Origin of the sequence: Psychrobium sp. nBUS_13 (genome assembly GCF_051201665.1) — a bacterium.
GTDB lineage: Bacteria > Pseudomonadota > Gammaproteobacteria > Enterobacterales > Psychrobiaceae > Psychrobium.
In genome coordinates this window covers 2,543,598-2,562,817 of sequence record NZ_CP179210.1, presented here as the reverse complement: position 1 = coordinate 2,562,817, position 19,220 = coordinate 2,543,598, and the positions used below count along the sequence as shown (strand labels likewise).

The window sequence follows — 19,220 nt, the reverse complement described above, 5'->3', positions numbered from 1 at the left end:
ATTTTCTCTGCTGCATTCCTATATATCCATTATCAAGACTAGGCTAAAATTTTTTTAAATATATCAACTCCTGCTTGTGCACAGCCTAAGTCTTGCTCAGGGGAGCCTGAACTGACACCTATTCCACCGACAACAATACCCTTGCAAGTTATAGGTAAACCGCCTCCAACTATGCACATTCGTCCACCTAATGCAGTATGTATACCAAACAAATTATTTTCATGACCAGGTATACATGCTTGATTAAATTCATGGGTTCCTTTACGCGCTGAAGCAGCCGTAAAAGCTTTGTCTTGAGAAATAGTGATACTGTGAATTTTACCACCATCCATTCTTTCGAATGCAATTAAATTGCCAGATTCATCAACGACAGAAATACACATAGGCACACCTAGTTCATCTGCTTTTTGTACAGCTCCATCGATAATGGATTTAGCCTCTTTTTGATTTAATCTATTGATAGTTAACATGTTTAACCCCTTTAGTATTTTAAAATACTAATATATTAAAAAGTTCGAAAGCAACGATTCTTATAAAAGAATCGTTTGATTACCTGATTTATTTAAAACTTTTTATTTGAACGGGTTAATTATTTTTTTTATTTTTAATATAACCTAGTTCAAGAGAAATTGATTTTCCAGCTTTTACCAGAGCTTTAATCCACTCATCTTTTCTTCTTTGAATAGGTGCAGAAACTGACAAACCAGCTATAACTTCGTCGTATTTGTCATACAACAAAACGCCTATACAGCCTACTCCGATTTCAGCTTCTTCATTATCATAAGCGTAACCTTGTTCAACACATTTTACACACTCATCTACAAGGGGCTCTAATTTTGAGAAAGTTTTGCGTGTATAAGTTGGTAAATTTGTACGCTTAGCATAACCAATAATTCCGTCTCTCCCCTCTCTTCCTAGCATCATTTTACCCACGCCTGTAACATGTAAAGGCGCACGACTGCCAATGAGCTGGTGAACATGCATCATCCTATCTGGAATAGCTTTTTCAATGTAAATGACTACATCACCCTCTCGAATAGTTAAATTTATCGTTTCACCAAAAAGGTCTCTTAGTTTCTCCATATATGGTAAAGCTATTTTACGAAAATCTACTGCTACATTTTTATAATGACTAAGTCTTATTAAACGACCACTTAATTGATACTTACCCTTACTCTTTGTTTCAACAAAGTTATTATCAATAAGTGAGTGCAAGATTCTAAAAGTTGTTGAAGGCGCTAAATTAGTATCAGCACTGAGTGCTTTTAACGTTACAGGCATAGAGTAACGTGATATTGAATCTAGTAATGCGGCAGCCCGATCAATAACCTGAATTCTCGATTCTGGTTTACTTTCTTTCATAATTTAACAATCCAGTGCCTATAATAATTTAAATACTACAATACAACATATCCTATACAAAGTATTTGTTTTTTCATAATACGAAACAAGGCTCCCCTAATTAAGCTCTTACTAATTATAAGTTTCATAATATGAAATCATTGTGGTTTGCTTGATATTAATTTTTTCAATAGAGTTAATTTAATAATTTAACAAATGTTTAAATTATCAACAAACATAAAGATATGATTTTATTATTAAGACAAAAAATTATGATGGAATGCGTGAGGAAGATATGAAAGATTCAAGCCAACAGAAAATGTATATTCCAACTTATGATGATGTATTAATTGCCCATGAGCGAATTAAGCCCTACATCCATAAAACACCTGTTTTAACTTCAATTTTTTTGAATAACTTAACGGGGGCAGAATTGTTTTTCAAGTGTGAAAATTTACAAAAAGCTGCTGCATTTAAAGTACGTGGTGCTTGCAACGCCGTTTTTGGATTAAGCGATGAAGAAGCCCGAATTGGTGTGGCTACCCATTCTTCAGGGAATCACGCATTATCACTTTCTTATGCAGCAGGGCAGAGAGGAATTCCTGTTACAGTAGTGATGCCTAGAACAGCACCACAAGCGAAAAAAGATGCGGTTATTGGTTATGGCGGCACCATAGTTGAGTGTGAGCCCTCAACCAGTTCCCGCGAAGCGGTATTCGCAGAAGTAGTTGCTAAATCTGGAGCTGATTTTGTACACCCTTATAACGATCCTCGTGTTATTGCAGGTCAAGCTACTTGTTCAAAAGAGCTAGTTAGTCAAGTGGAAGACTTAGATATGGTGGTAGCGCCTATTGGTGGCGGCGGCATGATCTCTGGTACATGCTTGACCTTATCTAATGTGGCTCCAAATATCAAAATTTATGCAGCTGAACCAGTAAATGCAGACGATGCAGCAAGATCATTTAAAGCTGGTCATATCATTGCAGATGATGCGCCCAATACTGTAGCTGATGGTCTAAAAGTTCCTTTAAAAGATTTAACTTGGCATTTTGTCAAAAATCACGTGACTGATATTTTAACCGCGACTGAAGATGAGATTGTTGATGCAATGAAACTCATTTGGTTAAGAATGAAAATTGTTGTTGAACCGAGCAGTGCTGTAACTTTGGCTATCATTCTCAAAAATCCTGATGTGTTTAAAGGGAAGCGAGTTGGAGTAATTTTAACAGGTGGTAATGTTGATTTAGATAAATTGCCGTGGATGAAAAAATAAGACTAGAACTAAATAATATCAATTGAAAAACTTGGAGAAAATGATGACAAATATAAAAGATTTAGAAGTAGGATACGAAGTTGCTGCATTACCAGGCATGGACGAGGCAGATATTCAAACTCCTTGTTTAGTGGTAGATCTTGATGCTTTAGAGCGCAATATTACAACCATGGGACAATACGCTAAAGATATGGGGGTACGTCATCGAGTACATGGAAAAATGCATAAATCTGTTGATATAGCTTTATTACAAGAAAAACTTGGAGATAGTTGTGGTGTATGTTGTCAAAAAGTTTCTGAGGCAGAAGTATTCGCAAGAGGTGGTATTAAAGACGTTTTAGTTTCTAACCAAGTACGTGACCCTGATAAAATTGATCGTTTAGCACGTATGCCGAAATTAGGTGCTCGTATATTATGTTGTGTGGATGATATAGATAATGTTGCAGAACTTGCTGCTGCCGTTAAAAAACACGGTACAGAAATTGAATGTTTAGTTGAGATTGATTGTGGTGCTGGTCGTTGTGGTGTAAGCGAAGGTCAGCCGGTAGTTGATATAGCAAAAGCAATTTCTGCAACGCCAGGTCTTAAATTTTCAGGAATTCAAGCCTATCAAGGGGCGATGCAGCATCTAGAAAGTTACCAAGAACGTAAGGAAAAAATTGACATTGCTATTGGCATGGTTGCTCGAACTATCGACATGTTAAAAAGTGAAGGGCTTGAATGTGACATTGTTGGTGGTGGTGGTACAGGTTCATACTACTTTGAAGGTAAATCTGGGGTGTTTAATGAATTACAATGTGGCTCATACGCATTTATGGATGCTGACTACCAAAGAATTCATAATGAAAATGGTGAAAAAATTTCTGAGTTTGAGAATTCATTATTCATACTAACGTCAGTGATGAGTCATTCTAAAGCAGATAAAGCCATTTGTGATGCAGGATTAAAGGCACAGTCTGTGGATAGTGGCTTACCTTATATTTTTGGGCGAGACGATGTTGAATACATTAAATGTTCTGACGAGCATGGCGTCATCTCAGATCCTAATGGCGCATTAAGTATTAATCAAAAGCTAAAATTAGTTCCTGGTCATTGTGATCCAACTTGTAATGTTCACGATTACTACATAGGTGTTCGCAATGGTAAAGTTGAAACAGTGTGGCCTGTCTCTGCTAGGGGTAAAGCTTACTAGCAGCTAGTTTAGAAAATTGCGGCGTTTCCCAAAGGGCGAAAATATAAGGTTTAAATATAGATTACTTAGTTCCCAACTAGTATGGTTATCTCAGCGCAAAAATTAAAACTTATATTCTCGCCTCTTGGTTTTTTAAATCATTCATATTAAGAAATTTAATATTCCATCATAGCTTTTTAATTTCATCAAAAAGCTAATTAACTAATCAAGGAATCATATAATGAGCAATTCAAACACAGGCGTATCAGTTATATCTGAAGAAGTTTGCCAAAAAGTTATGGGTCGTAAAGAGGCTTTTGTTGCAGTAGAAAATGTATTCGCAGCAATGGCTAAAAAAACAGCTTATAATTTTCCTGTCATAAGAGAAGCTATTGGGCATGCGGATGCACTTTATGGTTTTAAATCAGGTTTTGATCGAGATGGAATGGTGTTAGGTTTAAAATCTGGAGGTTATTGGCCTGGTAACATAGAAAAAGGGTTAACAAACCATCAATCAACAGTAATCCTATTTGATCCTGAGACAGGTAAATTAAAATCACTAGTAGGTGGTAATTATCTTACAGCTGTACGCACTGCCGCTTCTTCAGCTGTATCAATTGCTCATTTAGCTAGAAAAGACTCTAAAGTTTTAGGTATTGTTGGGGCGGGACATCAATCTACTTTTCAGCTACGCGCGGCAGTTGAGCAACGTAATTTTGAGAAAATTGTTGGTTGGAATATACATCCTGAAAAAATGAGTAACCTTACAGCTGTTTGTCAGGAGTTAGGTATTCCTTTTGAATCGCTAACTCGAGAAGAGCTTTGTGCTCAATCTGATGTAATCATTACCATAACTTCCGCATTTGAACCTTTACTTGATAAAGCTTGGGTAAAACCAGGTACTCATATTGCGTGTATGGGTACTGATACAAAAGGTAAACAAGAAGTCGATGCAAATTTATTAGTAGGTGCAACAGTATTTACAGATGAGCTGGCACAGTCAATCACTATTGGTGAAGCTCAGCATGCTATTGGTAAAGGGTTAATTAAAGAGAGTGATATAACGCCAATAGGTGAAGTTATCAATGGTAGTAAATTAGGTAGAACAAATGATGAAGAAATTACCTTATTCGACGGTACAGGTGTTGGATTACAAGATTTAGCTGTTGCTTCGGCTGCTGCTTCATTAGCAGAGGCGCAAGGGGAAGCAACATATTTCACTTTATAGTGTTTTATAAAATGCTTACACAGTAGGGTGTAACATACTGTTATATATCATGATTAGGTATTTGCTAGGAAAATATTAACAGCTTTGTTTGCTTATTTTTTTATCAGGCTTCTTTACTGTTATTAAAATAACAGAACTGGTTAATGCTGTTGATAAAACAACCCTAATAGCGAGTTGTGAGGAAGGAATAATATAATTACGTAACTAGGCAAAAAGGTTTTTGTACTTAAGAGACGTTTAATGTAAATGAACTATTTATTTCGTAGTGTTGCGTACAGCTTTTCACAAGTGATGTTTCAGAAAAACACTGTCACAGGTGTTTGTTTTATTTTAGGTATTGGTATCAATTCACTTACTATGTTAGCAGGTGGAGTTCTAGGAATTTTAACGAGCATTTTTTTTGCTAAATTCTTTCGGTTTAATAAAGAATTCATTAATAGTGGGTTGTATAGCTTTAACTCTGTTTTGTTAGGTATAGGGTGCTTTTATTTTTATAGTCCAACTTTATTGGCTATATTAGTGTTGATCATTGGTAGTGCTTTTTCTACTTTAGTTACGCATTTAATGATGACTAAATTCACTCATTTACCTATTTATACAGCTCCATTTGTTAGTGTGTTTTGGGGACTATCACTCGCTATTAGTTTCTTAAATATAGATCTAATAGAGGTTGCTCATCTACAAGGTAGTTCAAATAATCTTTTTTCAATACCTTTGGGTGTTGCTCAAGTTATGTTTCAAGATTACTGGTTATCAGGTGTCATTTTTAGTGTAGGTCTTTGGTATCAATCTTTTAGAGTTTCCTTCTACGCTTTGATTGGCTCAGGGTTAGGTATGATTACTGCACAAGTATTTGGATTTTCAAGTGAATTGATAGATATAGGGTTTTATGGATTTAATGCCACGTTAGTTACATTAGCACTTGCCGATAAATATAAGAAAAAACTATGGATGATTCTAATAGGAATAGCACTTTCTGTTTTGTTTACTAGAGCAGGGGATTTAATGGGAATCTCAGCTTTAACTTCTCCTTTCATCTTTGCTAGTTGGCTAACAGTTTTAACAGAGAAGTTTATAGCAATATTTCTATTAAAAGCATCAGATATAGAATGGTAATGAATTGATTTTTATAATTATAAAAGCTATGTGAGTGTATGCCAAACCATACCTAATATTAACATGTTCTACCATAATGCTCTCTTAAGATTTAAATCGGAGAAAACCAAAACCTCTTTAATGGCTGTTTGTTTTTTATACATATCATCTTGACATCAAGTTATATTTAAAATATCTTGATATCAAGATAAAAATATTGTTAATTTATTTTTAACCTTCCTTCTCAAAAACTACTAGAGTTCTATAAAAATGAGTGATATCAAAACTTCAGAATATTTGTACACCCCCCATTCAGGCCCTTCTTTACTTGAAACACCATTGTTAAATAAAGGTAGTGCTTTTAATGAAAGAGAGAGAAAATCTTTCAATTTATTGGGTCTGTTACCACCGCGTTATGAATCGATAGATGAGCAAGTTGAACGTGCTTATATGCAATATAAAAGCTTTGATGAGCCTTTAAATAAGCATATTTATCTTCGCGCTATTCAAGATAATAATGAAACTTTGTTTTTTCGCCTTTTACAATTACATATTGAAGAAATGTTACCGATCATCTATACGCCTACAGTAGGTGATGCATGTGAAAAGTTTTCAGATATATACCGATCTTCTAGAGGTTTATTTATTAGTTATGAAGAGCGACATATGATTGACGACATTCTCCGTAATGCAACAAAACGAAATGTTAAAGTTATTGTGGTCACAGATGGTGAAAGGATTCTAGGTCTTGGAGACCAAGGAATAGGCGGAATGGGAATACCAATTGGTAAGCTTTCGCTTTATACCGCGTGTGGCGGGATAAGCCCCGCTTATACATTGCCAGTTATGTTAGATGTTGGAACAAACAATAAAAAATTGCTTAATGATCCTATGTACATGGGTGCTAAGCATGAACGTATTGATCAAGAGCAATATAATGAATTTCTAGATTTATTTATACAGGCTACAAAAAGGCGTTGGCCAGAAGTCATGATTCAATTTGAAGATTTTGCTCAGCCTAATGCTATGCCACTTCTTAAACGATATCGTGATGAAGTATGTTGTTTTAATGATGATATTCAAGGTACCGCAGCGGTAACTTTAGGTACTATATTATCGGCATGCCGAACTCGCGGAACTCTTCTTTCTAGTATGAAAGTTGTATTTGTTGGTGGTGGATCAGCAGGGTGTGGTATAGCTGAAATGCTAATCCAACAAATGTGTTTTGAAGGATTAAGTGATAGTGAAGCGCGTAGACAGGTGTTTATGGTTGACCGCTATGGTTTACTGACTGAGGGAATGAGTGACTTACGCGATTTTCAAAGCGCATTAGAGCAGCCACTATCTGCAATTGAGCAATGGGATTATCAAGGAGAATATGCTTCCTTAATTGATGTAATAAATTGTGCAAAACCTGATGTTTTGATTGGTGTGTCAGGTCAAGCTGGTTTATTTACGGAGCAAGTTGTACGTGACATGAAAAAGCATTGTGATCTACCCATTATTTTCCCTTTAAGTAATCCATCCAAGCAAGTTGAAGCAACACCAAAACAAATAATTGAATGGACAAATGGTGAGGTAGTTGTGGCGACAGGTAGTCCGTTTAAACCTGTAGCCTTTAATGGAAAGAATCTCCATATAGCTCAATGTAATAATAGTTATATATTTCCTGGTATAGGGCTAGGCGTTATTGCATGTAAAGCAAATAATATCAGTGACGAAATGTTAATGGCGGCAAGTAATGCATTAGCTGATGCTTCGCCACAAGCTAAAAATTCTGATGCTGCATTATTGCCTCCTATAACTGAAATTAGTGAATTGAGTCGAGATATCGCTTTTGCGGTGGCAAAAGTAGCAATGGAGCAAAGCATTGCGTTACAGCTTCCAGATGACGTTTTAATGGCCAAAATAAATTCAAATTTTTGGCAAGCGGAATATAGAGCATACAAACGTGTTTCTGTGTGATATTTGCCTTTATTTAAAACTTTTATAGTCAGCAAACGATAATTTATCTAAAATATACGGTAAGAATGGTTAAATGTGATTAAGATCAATGCTGAATTAATGTATAGCACTATATATTATAGGATGTAGTCCATGAAAAAAGTGTTTATGTATTTAGGATAAAAATGAAAAGCAAGTTAGGCTCTGACACAAAACAAAAGAAAATAAGTGATAAAGAAATATATCAAGAGATTTTTGATGCTATTTTATCATTCAAGCTCCGACCTGGAACTCGGCTTACAGAAGGCAACTTATCTAAAATATTTAATGTGGGACGCACTACAATTCGTAGTGCCTTACTTCGCCTTTCTCAAGATCACATCATCGAGATTAAACCTAATAAGGGAGCGTTTATTGCAAGCCCAAGTGTTAAGCAAGCTATAGACATTCTTGAAGCTCGAAAATTAATTGAAGTGGCTATAGTCAAAGATGTTATCAAAAATGCGACTCAAAGTGATTTTGATTTATTGAAGAAAATTGTAAAGGCAGAAGAAGATAATATTGTTCATGAACATATGGTTGAAGGGATACAGTTAGGTGGTGACTTCCATCTTATGTTAGCGAAAATATCAAAAAATGCTTCTCTTGAGCGCATTGTAACAGCTTTAGTACCGCAGACTTCACTGGTTATTGTGTTATATGAAAACCCAGATGCTCCTAAGTGTTCACATTGTGAACACTTTGAACTCATTGATGTAATGCAAAAAGGTGATGTAAATAAAGCAATAGAATTGATGTTTCAACACATACAGGGAATTGAAGCACGTTTGAAGTTAGATGAGAAAGAATTCACTGGTGATTTAGTTGATATATTTAAACAGCGTTAATTTCCCCAAGTAAACTGAGAAAAATATGGTAATAACTCGAATATCTAACGATGCTTTAGAAAACACTCAACAGAAAGCTAGGTTACTCAATAAAGCGAAAATATTACGAGCTGCTGAACTTGAATTTAAAGAATATGGCTTTAATGCTGCTTCAATCAGCCGTATTGCTGAAAAAGCTCAATTACCAAGAAGCAATATTCATTACTACTTTAAAAATAAATTGTCTCTTTATGGTGCAGTCCTTAGTAATATCATAAATTTATGGAATCAAGCCTTTTCTGATATAAAACCTAATGACGACCCAGCAACAGCAATAGCAGATTATATAGATGCAAAGCTTGAATATTCACGAACTAACCCAACACCATCGATCATTTTTGCGAGTGAAATTCTACATGGAGCTCCCTATCTCTCTCAGTATCTGAAAACAGATTTTAAAAAATGGATCTCTGAAAAAGCTAAGGTGATTGAATCATGGCAAGCACAGGGAAAAATAGATAACATTTCAGCTTACCATTTATTATTCACCATCTGGGGCGCTACTCAGCACTATGCTAATTTTGCTGTAGAAATTGAAGCAGCCTTGGAAAGGCCACTCACAGTAAAAGATTTCCACAATGCGAAAGAAACTATAAAGCACATTATTTTAAAAGGCTGCGGCTTGTCGATTAAAGAACTTACTTAGTTCTTTAACAGAGCGGAGCGAAAATCTCGGGGGCTTGCCCCCGTGCTGGATAGTGTAGACTGGGCTCGTCCCAGTCTACACTTATCCAGTGCATGGAACTTCAAAGAAATACGCATCACGTTTATAGGCTCATGTATCATTTTGTGTGGATCCCTAAATATCGACACAAGATATTTAGTGAGCCTTTTCGTGAAGCAATGAAAGCGATCATTCAAAAAATTGGTTACGACTATGATATTGATATTGTTGAATTAGAAATTCCGCCAGACCATATTCATATGGTTGTTAAAAGTGAGCCTAAGAAATCACCCAGTCAAATAATGCAAGTGGTTAAGAGTATTTCAGCGAGAGAGCTCTTCAAATTGTATCCTGAAATTAAAAAGCGATATTTTTGGGGAGGGAAACTTTGGACTCAAAGTTACTTTGTGGAAACGGTTGGCAATGCCACCGAAGAAATAATTCGTCAATATTTGCAAAACCAGCTAATTGATTTAGGCAAGAAAGAGAATTTTGGTAATCAGCTGGGGCTCTTTTGAAACTCGGTCGCTTGCGGCCGATTCTTTTATAATCGTTTTTTCAACCTAAAGTTCACTTCTAACTCTCTCTATGTATAACTAATTGATTTTTAAATCCTTTTTTTGTTTTTTGTCGCGTGAAATAGAAAGCGAAATACTTCTTTATTCCTTGAAAACTCCACTGTTACTACTGATAGTTAATTGTAAACAACATTGTTGACAATTGTTTTTTTGTTGCTATGCTAGATTGATATTGTTCAACGAATAAACGAATTTAACAATATCAATTCAAGGTGTGTCAGTTCAATCTAAACATCCATGATTAATATAAATATTTAAAAAGTGTTTGAGCATCGAAAAAGTAATCTTAAACATAAATCATTAACTGCTTATAGGAGCAACAAAGTGGAAGCGTATTTCTTCGACGTTATAAATTTTTTAGTGCGTAGCCTTCATATTATCACTGGTATTGCATGGATTGGTGCATCTTTCTATTTTGTTATGTTAGATAATTCATTACACGCACCAAAAAAATCTTCAGATAAAGAAAACGGAGTATTTGGGGAGTTATGGGCTGTTCATGGCGGTGGTTTTTATCATTCCCAAAAATATATGCTCGGTCCTAAAAATGAACCGTTAGATGACAATCTTCATTGGTCAAAATGGGAAGCGTACACTACTTGGATTAGTGGCTTTTTCTTAATGGCTATTGTTTACTGGCATGGTGCAGAAATATATCTCATAGATCCTAGTATAGCTGAAATGACACAAAGTACGGCTGTTGCAATAAGTGTAGGTTACATGTTTGGCGGCTTTATTATTTATCATTTTTTATGTAAGTCAGCATTAGCAAAAAATGATTTATTACTAGGTTTTGTTATTTTTATTTTAGTGTCTTTCACCGCTTATACCTTAACTGAGTTATTTAGTGGGCGTGGAGCATTCATGACTTTTGGCGCTATGTTGGGAACTATTATGGCGGCGAATGTATTGTTTGTAATAATCCCAGGCCAAAAACAGATGGTCGCTAGGTTACGCGCAGGTCAAGAGGTTGACCCAGCTCCGGGTATCGCTGGTAAACAACGGTCAGTTCATAACACTTATTTCACTTTACCTGTTTTATTTGTAATGATCAGCAATCATTACGCAATGACCTATAGTCATGACTACAACTGGTTAATATTAATGGCTATTTCTATGGCTGGTGCTCTTATTCGTATTTTCTTTGTATCTCGTCATAGCGAAGGAAAGCCACTAACAGGAGCGTTAATATCTGCAATTATTATAATGTGCGTGGTAATTTGGGCAATGGCACCGAAATCGATAACCGTGACAAAAAACGATAAATCCTCACCTAAAGTAACCATGAGTCAAGTGCAATCTATTATCACAGAGCGTTGTACCGCTTGTCATTCCCAACAGCCTACTCAGCCTGGATTTTCTGTAGCGCCAAAAGGTTACACTTATGACACAGTAGAAAAAATCAAAACACAAGCTGCGCAAATTTACCAACAAACGGTTACTTTAAAAGTCATGCCTATTGGAAACTTGACGGGAATGACAGATGAAGAGCGTGGTGTAATTGGAAAGTGGTATCAAGAATTAAACTCTGAACAAAAATAAATTATTCATTAACTACTGAGGGATATAAGAACTATTTAGTAAAGCAATTATTATAAAAGACAACAACCAACATAGAGAGAATAGAGATGAACAAAATCAAAACTACTATAAGTGCTGCTTCAATCCTGTTAGCAGGTTTAACTGGTGCTGTAACGAATGCACAGGCTTCAGTTTGGAGTTCTAGCAAAGTCGAAGTTCTATATGGGCAAGACTTTGCACGCGGTTTCAATGGTGCTGATCAAGATGAAGCTACCTTTACTTTTGCTAATGCAACAGGGTTTAAGTGGGGAGATACGTTTATTTTTGCTGATGTGAATAAAGCCGATGACACCGATAAAACTGGCGGTACACATTTAGAGTTTAGTACCCGTTACCGCTTTTTCAAGCCTGAAGATAGTAGTGTTATTAAAGGGGTTTATGGCATTGTGCAAGGTGATATGACCTCAAATGCGTTTGTTCAAAAAGTTGTACCTATGATCGGGGGAAGTTTAGATTGGAATGTACCGGGTTTTAGATTCTTTAAAACCCATCTTCAATATCGTAATGATCCTACAAAAAGTGGCAGCTCTGTTCAAGTCAATTTGGTTTGGAATAAAAGCTTCACCATTGGCGAAGAAAATTTTTCATTTGAAGGTTTTGCAGATTGGACTTCTGGTGAAGGGGAAGGGTTTGGAAGTGAATCTAATTTAATAATGCAACCTCAACTTCTTTGGCATGCCAATAAAAGTATTGCGGTGGGTATTGAATATCAATACTGGAAAAACCGTTTAGGTATTGATGGTCGTGATGAGAAAGTTCCACAAATTATGGTTCGTTGGACTTTTTAGTCTTGTCATATAATAGAGGAGATTACTATGTCTAATTCTAGTGTGGGCACAACAGAGCAGTGCCGCTATCCTAACCATATAATAGAGAGGTTATTATGTCTACTTCGAGTGTAGGTACACCAGAACAGTGCCGCGATCCTAATTACATGCCCAAGTTAAGTGTAGCAATACCGCTTGGTATTCAACACGTATTAGCCATGTTTGTATCTAACGTTACACCAGCAATTATTATTGCAGGGGCTGCCGGATTCGGTTTTGGATCTAATTCGCCTGATTTCATTTCGATGTTATATATGATGCAAATGTGTATGTTATTAGCAGGTGTTACAACTTTACTACAGACCGTAGGTGCTGGCCCTATAGGTGCAAGACTACCTATTGTGCAAGGAACAAGCTTTGCTTTTATACCCATTTTAATACCTTTAGTCGCAGGGAAAGGCGTAGATGCAATGGCTGCTGTAACGGGAGGGATTTTAGTCGGTGGCTTGTTTCAAGCCTGTTTAGGCCCCCTAGTTGGTCGACTGCGCTTTGCACTACCTCCGTTAGTTACGGGGCTAATCGTGACTATGATCGGCCTTTCTTTATTAAAAGTAGGCATTCAATATGCAGCCGGTGGCGTACCTGCTATTGGCACACCTGAATATGGTTCATTGCAAAACTGGGGCGTTGCATTTATCGTGATTATAGTGACTTTGGTACTTAAGTTTTTTACTAAAGGGTTATTATCTGTTTCGTCTATTTTACTAGGCCTCATAGCCGGTTATGTTGTGGCGTATGGTTTAGGTATGGTGAATTTTGCTAACGTAGGTAAAGCCGCAGTCTTTGCTGCGCCTAAAGTTCTCCCATTTGGTATAGAGTTCACCGTTGCAGCTGTTCTAGGAATATGTTTAATGGCCTTTATTTCGGCAATTGAAACGGTAGGTGATGTTTCTGGTATTACCAAAGGTGGTGCTGACCGTGAAGCTACGGATACAGAAATAAAGGGAGCTACTTATGCGGACGGACTCGGAACAGCGTTCTCTTCAATTTTCGGTGGTTTACCTAATACATCTTTTTCACAAAATGTTGGCTTAATTGCTATGACTCGTGTAATGAGTCGTCATGTAGCAACTATTGGTGCAATATTTCTTATTATATGTGGTTTTATACCTAAAGTTGGGGCTGTAATTTCAACCATTCCAATTGAAGTATTAGGAGGTGGTGTCATTCTTATGTTTGGCATGGTTGTATCTTCTGGTATTAAAATGCTTGGGGATGTTGATTGGACAAGTCGGAATATGGTGATTTTTGCTATTTCTTTATCATTAGGTTTTGGTTTAATGCTCGAACCTGGGGCTTTACAACATATGCCAAGTACTGTTAAAGCTTTATTAGGTACAGGTCTATTGCCTGCCGCATTTATTGCTATTATTCTTAATTTGATAGTACCTGACGAAAAACAGTAGTTTTAGTTCAAATTAATAGAGCTAGTTTATACATAAACTAGCTCTATTTTTTACTAAAAACTAGTAAGAACAGATGTAATACCAATTTGATTAAATTTCTTCGCAACTCAGAGCTATGCTCGATGTTCAATAACAAGGCGAATTTGTTTCGGTCTAGTCATTCTAAATCAACTAAATTTAACGATGTTAGTGGACATTGATAAAGCTCCCAAAGGGCGACTTTAAAAGGCTTACATGCAGCGTTATTGATTTTGACAAGGGATAACCATTATCTTCAATCGATGCCTAGCCTCTAAGCCTTTTTATTCTCGCTGAATGGGAAAGAAATTAATCTACTTGGATAAATATTTAGATAATGTAAAAGGAAAGTTCATGAAACATTCTAAATTAGTGACAAAACCTTTGACCAGAGAAGCATTTTCCCAATTTGGTGATGTGATAGAAATTGACGGTTCACAGCATTATAGTATTAATGAAGGTGCTGTAGAAAGATATCATGACCTTGCGAATCTTGACATTGATGATGGTGGTCGAGCAATTATTAGTTTCTTCAAGATTAATCACACAAAAACTTTTCCACATAAATTTAATTTAATGGAAAGGCACCCTAAGGGGAGTCAGGCATTTATTCCAATGTTTAATGCTCCTGTAGTCATAGTAGTTGCACCAAAGGGAGAGTCATTCTCTAGCAGTAACTTACAAGCTTTTGCTACAAATGGTAAGCAAGGGTTTAATTTTAAAGCAGGAGTTTGGCATATGCCATTGATATCTGACGTAAAAGACAGGTTGTTTGTTGTTGTAGATAGATCGGGGCCTGGAGAAAATTGTGACGAAGTATCTCTTGAAAATGAAACTATTGAGTTGACCCTAGCATGAAAACTGAAAATATATCTAATTACCCTAGAGACATGAAAGGGTATGGTGAAAGTACTCCTAAAGTAACTTGGCCGAACAAAGCAAGAGTAGCAGTGCAATTTGTTATAAACTATGAAGAAGGTGCTGAAAACTGCATTTTACATGGTGATAAAGCTTCTGAAACCTTTTTATCCGAAATTATTGGTGCTTTACCATTTGAAAATGAACGTCATATGAATATGGAGTCTTTTTATGAATATGGCAGTAGAGCTGGCTTTTGGCGATTACACCGGTTATTTACTCAGCGTAATATGCCGGTAACGGTGTTTGGCGTTGCGATGGCAATGCAGCGTAACCCAGAAGCTGTTGAAGCGATGTTAAAAGCAGATTGGGAAATAGCCAGTCACGGTTATCGATGGATTGATTATCAAAAAGTTCCTATTGAAACCGAAAGAGAGCATCTAAAAAAAGCGATAAAAATTCATGAAAAAATGACTGGGGAAAAGCCTAAAGGCTGGTACCTCGGAAGAATGAGTGAAAATACTCGTAAATTAGTTATTGAAGAAGGCAGTTTCCTATACGATGCAGATAGTTATGCCGATGATCTCCCTTATTATATCGATGGTAATAATGGTACTGATAAAAGTAATCCACATTTAATTGTTCCTTATACATTAGATGTCAATGATATGAGGTTTGCCAGTCCCCAAGGATTTAATTCAGGAGATCAATTTTTCTGCTATTTAAAAGATACTTTTGATACTTTATATGAAGAAGGCAGGGATGCACCCAAAATGATGTCAATAGGCTTGCATTGTCGAATTATCGGAAGGCCTGGAAGGTTTGCAAGTCTAGTGAAGTTTTTAAATCACATTGATCAATTTGACGATGTTTGGGTATGTAGAAGGAAAGATATTGCTGAACATTGGTTAAAGCACCATAGTCCGAAATAGTTATTTAATAAAGGTATTGTTTTTAAAATAGATATCTCAATCTACACAACTGTAGAAACAGCCCTGGGAGTGTTCATAATTCTGTGTCATTTCAGTATAATATAATAAAACAGGAATGACACATGACTAACTCTTTTGATTTTGAGCAAGCATTAACAGATTTACAAGCTGGTAAAAGCCTCACTGGTAAAGATGGCATCTTAGGCCCTTTGATTAAGCAATTAACCGAAGCGGCTCTTAATGCCGAACTAGAGCACCACTTAGCCAACGATAATCAATCTAATAGAAAGAATGGCAGAACAAGTAAAAACATCAAACACCCGTCTGGTAATTTTGAACTCGACACTCCGCGAGACCGCAATGGAACATTTGAACCTCAATTAGTGAAGAAAAATCAAACCTCACTATCAGATGAAATCGATCGCAAAATACTCTCGATGTTTAGCTTGGGAATGAGTTATCGTGATATCAATGCACATGTAGAGGAGATGTACGGTATTAACGTGGCCACAGGAACGATTAGCGCAGTCACTGACAAGCTTATTCCTGAGCTTAAAGCATGGCAACAAAGGCCATTAGATAGCCATTACCCAATTGTTTGGCTCGATGCTATTCATTATAAGGTCAAAGAAAACGGTCGCTACATCAGCAAAGCTGTCTACACGTTATTAGCACTTAATATGCAGGGTAAAAAAGAGATATTAGGGTTGCATTTATCAGAAAACGAAGGGGCTAATTATTGGCTTTCAGTGCTGACCGACCTTAATAATCGCGGTGTTAAAGATATTCTTATTGCCTGCGTAGATGGGCTAACCGGCTTTCCTGAAGCCATAGCAGCTATCTTTCCTGAGACAGAAACACAGCTTTGCATCATTCATCAAATTCGAAACTCACTTAAGTACGTCGCGTCTAAAAATCAGAAAGCCTTTATGGCCGATTTAAAACCTGTCTATCGTGCACCCACAAAGGAAGCAGCTGAATTAGCACTCGATAAACTAGAAGAGAAGTGGGGCGAAAAATATCCGCTGGTTATTAATTCCTGGCGCAGGAAGTGGCACAATCTATCTCACTATTTTAAGTACCCTGAGCACATCAGGAAGGTGATATATACCACGAACGCCGTTGAAGCGGTTCATCGTCAGTTTAGAAAGTTAACAAAGACGAAAGGCGCATTCCCGAACGAAAATAGCTTGTTGAAGCTGTTGTATGCTGGCATATTGAATGCTTCTGAGAAATGGACGATGCCAATCCATAACTGGAGCTTGTGTGTTTCTCAGTTAGCGATATATTTTGAGGGGCGTTTAGATAGCGTCATTGATATTTAGAAAATTAAGCCTGACACAGAATATTGAACGCCCTCACAGCCCTTTTATTTGTTCGCTCAACATATTAATTACTATTTTTCGTCTATGACAAATAGTAATTAAATATAAGCTTAAGGAGTTCTAGGCATTTCATTGAATATATTGCGTAAATTACAATTGATGTCAGTTGTTATTATATTATTGACTTTACGTCAAGTTAGTGTTTGACTGAGAAAGTTTGAAGCATTTAAAAGTTAATTTTACAATGCTTTCAATAAATGATTTTGAGGCAATCATTAAATAGCTGTGATCTAAGATCAACTAATAGTATACCTTTCCGGTTTGTATATTATTAGCTCCTATATCCGGGTTTAAGCGATTAAGACTTTCTTAATTTTTTCTAAACCTGATGACTAGGAGTTACTATGCAGGTTAAATCTCAACGAATTTGGATCAAAAACCCCCTCGACTGTTTAAACCCAGCGTATGCTGGCGGCATTGTTATTCAAGATGACATTATTATTGAATTAGTTGCTGCGGATGAGCAGCCTACACAAGCGGTTGACGAGGTAGTAGATGCCCGTGAACACGTCCTTATCCCTGGCTTAATTAATGGCCATCACCATTTTTATCAAACATTAACCCGTGCTTTCCCTGCGGCGTTAAACAAAAATTTATTTCCTTGGTTACAAAGTCTCTACCCCGTATGGGCGAAACTCACCCCTGAAATGATAGCGACTTCAACCCAAATAGCTCTATCTGAATTATTACTTTCTGGTTGTACCACTGCGAGCGATCATCATTATTTATTCCCTGATGGTTTAGAAAATGCCATTGATATTCAGGTCGAGCAAGCAACCAAGTTAGGTATACGTGTTCATCTTACACGTGGCTCGATGAGTTTAGGCGAAGATCAAGGCGGTTTGCCACCAAGAGCGACTATTCAAACAGACCGTGAAATCTTAGATGATAGCCAAAGATTGATTAACACCTACCACCAACATGAAGAGGGAGCGATGACCCGCATTGCGTTAGCACCCTGCTCACCTTTTTCGGTAAGTGAAGAATTGATGCGTGCAACGGGTGATTTAGCCCGTGACCTTGATGTTAGGTTGCATACGCATTTAGCCGAAACGCATGATGAAACAGAATTTTGCATCCAAATGTTTGGTGTGCGTCCAGTCGACTACCTTGAGCGCGTTGGTTGGTTAGATAGCCGAACGTGGTTAGCCCATGGTATTCATTTTAATGATGAAGAAATAACACGATTAGGCGCCGCCAACGTGGGGATAGCTCATTGTCCATCATCTAATATGTTATTAGCGTCAGGTCAGTGTCCAACCATCGCTTTACAAGAAGCGGGTTGCCCGGTGGGTCTTGGCGTTGATGGCTCGGCTTCAAATGATGGCTCAAATATGATTGGTGAAGTACGCCAAGCATTATTACTGCAACGCTTACGCTATGGTGCGAGTGAGATAACACATCAAAAAGCATTCGACTGGGCAACAAAAGGCTCGGCTGGTTGTTTAGGTCGTGACGATATTGGCGAGATAGCTGTAGGTAAACAAGCGGACATCGCCTTATTTAAACTGGATGAGATACGTTTTGCTGGCGCAGGCTCACCTGTAGCAGCATTATTACTTTGCGGCGCGACCAAAGCCGATAAAGTGATGGTTGCCGGTAAATGGCGGGTGTTAGATGGCGAAGTCGTCGATGTCGACCTTGACCAATTGATGGCCAAGCAGATCATCTTAGCCGCACAATTAGCACGTGCCTAACGTCGTGCTGTTTACCTACCTGGAGAATAACTAGAAAAATAATTATTATAATATAACAACATAAAATAGAGGTTTCTATGAGCACATCAGAAAGAAAATTGGAGTTGCTATACGGACTTCACGACATTCCTTCACCACAAAAAGCCTTCTTTGCGGCCTTTTAGCATATTTTGGCCAGCTTTGTCGGTATTATCACCCCAGCGTTAATCATTGGTGGCGTTTTAGGCTTAGGCAGTGAATTATCTTATTTAACCTGAACTCGGGATAAAAATTGAACTAATAGCCCACCTAGTGAT

At 37.1% G+C, this 19,220-nt stretch carries 17 protein-coding genes; 15 read left to right on the top strand and 2 right to left on the bottom strand.

Features of this window, described 5'->3' with window-relative positions; genetic code table 11:
• Positions 1-38 precede the first annotated feature (38 nt).
• Both ACMAZF_RS11695 and ACMAZF_RS11690 read right to left on the bottom strand, forming a co-directional pair.
• Positions 39-470, bottom strand: a complete 432-nt coding sequence (locus tag ACMAZF_RS11695; RefSeq protein ID WP_435274012.1) for a GlcG/HbpS family heme-binding protein — start codon at positions 468-470, stop codon at positions 39-41.
• A gap of 115 nt (positions 471-585) precedes the next feature.
• On the bottom strand, positions 586-1,362 hold the full coding sequence (locus tag ACMAZF_RS11690; protein WP_435274011.1) for an IclR family transcriptional regulator: 777 nt from the start codon (positions 1,360-1,362) through the stop codon (positions 586-588).
• 274 nt (positions 1,363-1,636) lie between these two features.
• Between ACMAZF_RS11690 and bhcB the strand changes: the two genes are divergently transcribed.
• From bhcB to ACMAZF_RS11615, 15 genes are all read left to right on the top strand, one after another.
• Entirely contained in the window at positions 1,637-2,614 is a 978-nt protein-coding gene (gene bhcB, locus ACMAZF_RS11685) for a beta-hydroxyaspartate dehydratase BhcB (RefSeq protein WP_435274010.1), read from the top strand.
• 40 nt (positions 2,615-2,654) lie between these two features.
• Entirely contained in the window at positions 2,655-3,806 is a 1,152-nt protein-coding gene (gene bhcC / locus ACMAZF_RS11680; protein ID WP_435274009.1) for a 3-hydroxy-D-aspartate aldolase BhcC, read from the top strand.
• Between the two features lie 220 nt (positions 3,807-4,026).
• Positions 4,027-5,013 (top strand): iminosuccinate reductase BhcD, encoded by a 987-nt coding sequence (gene bhcD, locus ACMAZF_RS11675; protein WP_435274008.1) that lies wholly within the window; start codon positions 4,027-4,029, stop codon positions 5,011-5,013.
• Between the two features lie 246 nt (positions 5,014-5,259).
• Positions 5,260-6,129: an urea transporter gene (locus tag ACMAZF_RS11670; protein ID WP_435274007.1), complete on the top strand. Its 870-nt coding sequence runs from the start codon at positions 5,260-5,262 to the stop codon at positions 6,127-6,129.
• Between the two features lie 249 nt (positions 6,130-6,378).
• The gene (locus tag ACMAZF_RS11665) at positions 6,379-8,073 is read left to right on the top strand and encodes an NAD-dependent malic enzyme (RefSeq protein WP_435274006.1); all 1,695 of its coding nucleotides are present in this window, start codon (positions 6,379-6,381) and stop codon (positions 8,071-8,073) included.
• Between the two features lie 164 nt (positions 8,074-8,237).
• Positions 8,238-8,939, top strand: coding sequence for a GntR family transcriptional regulator (locus ACMAZF_RS11660; RefSeq protein ID WP_435274005.1), 702 nt, complete (start codon positions 8,238-8,240; stop codon positions 8,937-8,939).
• A gap of 25 nt (positions 8,940-8,964) precedes the next feature.
• Complete coding sequence (locus tag ACMAZF_RS11655) at positions 8,965-9,624, top strand: TetR/AcrR family transcriptional regulator (protein WP_435274004.1); 660 nt, start codon at positions 8,965-8,967, stop codon at positions 9,622-9,624.
• 92 nt (positions 9,625-9,716) lie between these two features.
• On the top strand, positions 9,717-10,160 hold the full coding sequence (tnpA, locus tag ACMAZF_RS11650) for an IS200/IS605 family transposase (protein WP_435274003.1): 444 nt from the start codon (positions 9,717-9,719) through the stop codon (positions 10,158-10,160).
• A gap of 384 nt (positions 10,161-10,544) precedes the next feature.
• On the top strand, positions 10,545-11,762 hold the full coding sequence (locus tag ACMAZF_RS11645; RefSeq protein ID WP_435274002.1) for a urate hydroxylase PuuD: 1,218 nt from the start codon (positions 10,545-10,547) through the stop codon (positions 11,760-11,762).
• Between the two features lie 86 nt (positions 11,763-11,848).
• Positions 11,849-12,589 (top strand): hypothetical protein, encoded by a 741-nt coding sequence (locus tag ACMAZF_RS11640; protein ID WP_435274001.1) that lies wholly within the window; start codon positions 11,849-11,851, stop codon positions 12,587-12,589.
• Positions 12,590-12,684: 95 nt separating this feature from the next.
• A complete protein-coding gene (locus ACMAZF_RS11635; protein ID WP_435274000.1) occupies positions 12,685-14,034 on the top strand; it encodes a uracil-xanthine permease family protein in 1,350 nt (449 codons plus the stop codon).
• Positions 14,035-14,406: 372 nt separating this feature from the next.
• Complete coding sequence (locus ACMAZF_RS11630; RefSeq protein ID WP_435273999.1) at positions 14,407-14,910, top strand: ureidoglycolate lyase; 504 nt, start codon at positions 14,407-14,409, stop codon at positions 14,908-14,910.
• Positions 14,907-15,842 (top strand): allantoinase PuuE, encoded by a 936-nt coding sequence (gene puuE, locus ACMAZF_RS11625; protein WP_435273998.1) that lies wholly within the window; start codon positions 14,907-14,909, stop codon positions 15,840-15,842. Before ACMAZF_RS11630 ends, puuE begins: the two co-directional genes overlap by 4 nt.
• Before the next feature lie 122 nt (positions 15,843-15,964).
• The gene (locus tag ACMAZF_RS11620; protein ID WP_435273936.1) at positions 15,965-17,167 is read left to right on the top strand and encodes an IS256 family transposase; all 1,203 of its coding nucleotides are present in this window, start codon (positions 15,965-15,967) and stop codon (positions 17,165-17,167) included.
• 404 nt (positions 17,168-17,571) lie between these two features.
• Positions 17,572-18,924 (top strand): 8-oxoguanine deaminase, encoded by a 1,353-nt coding sequence (locus tag ACMAZF_RS11615; RefSeq protein ID WP_435273997.1) that lies wholly within the window; start codon positions 17,572-17,574, stop codon positions 18,922-18,924.
• The last annotated feature ends 296 nt before the right edge of the window (positions 18,925-19,220 follow it).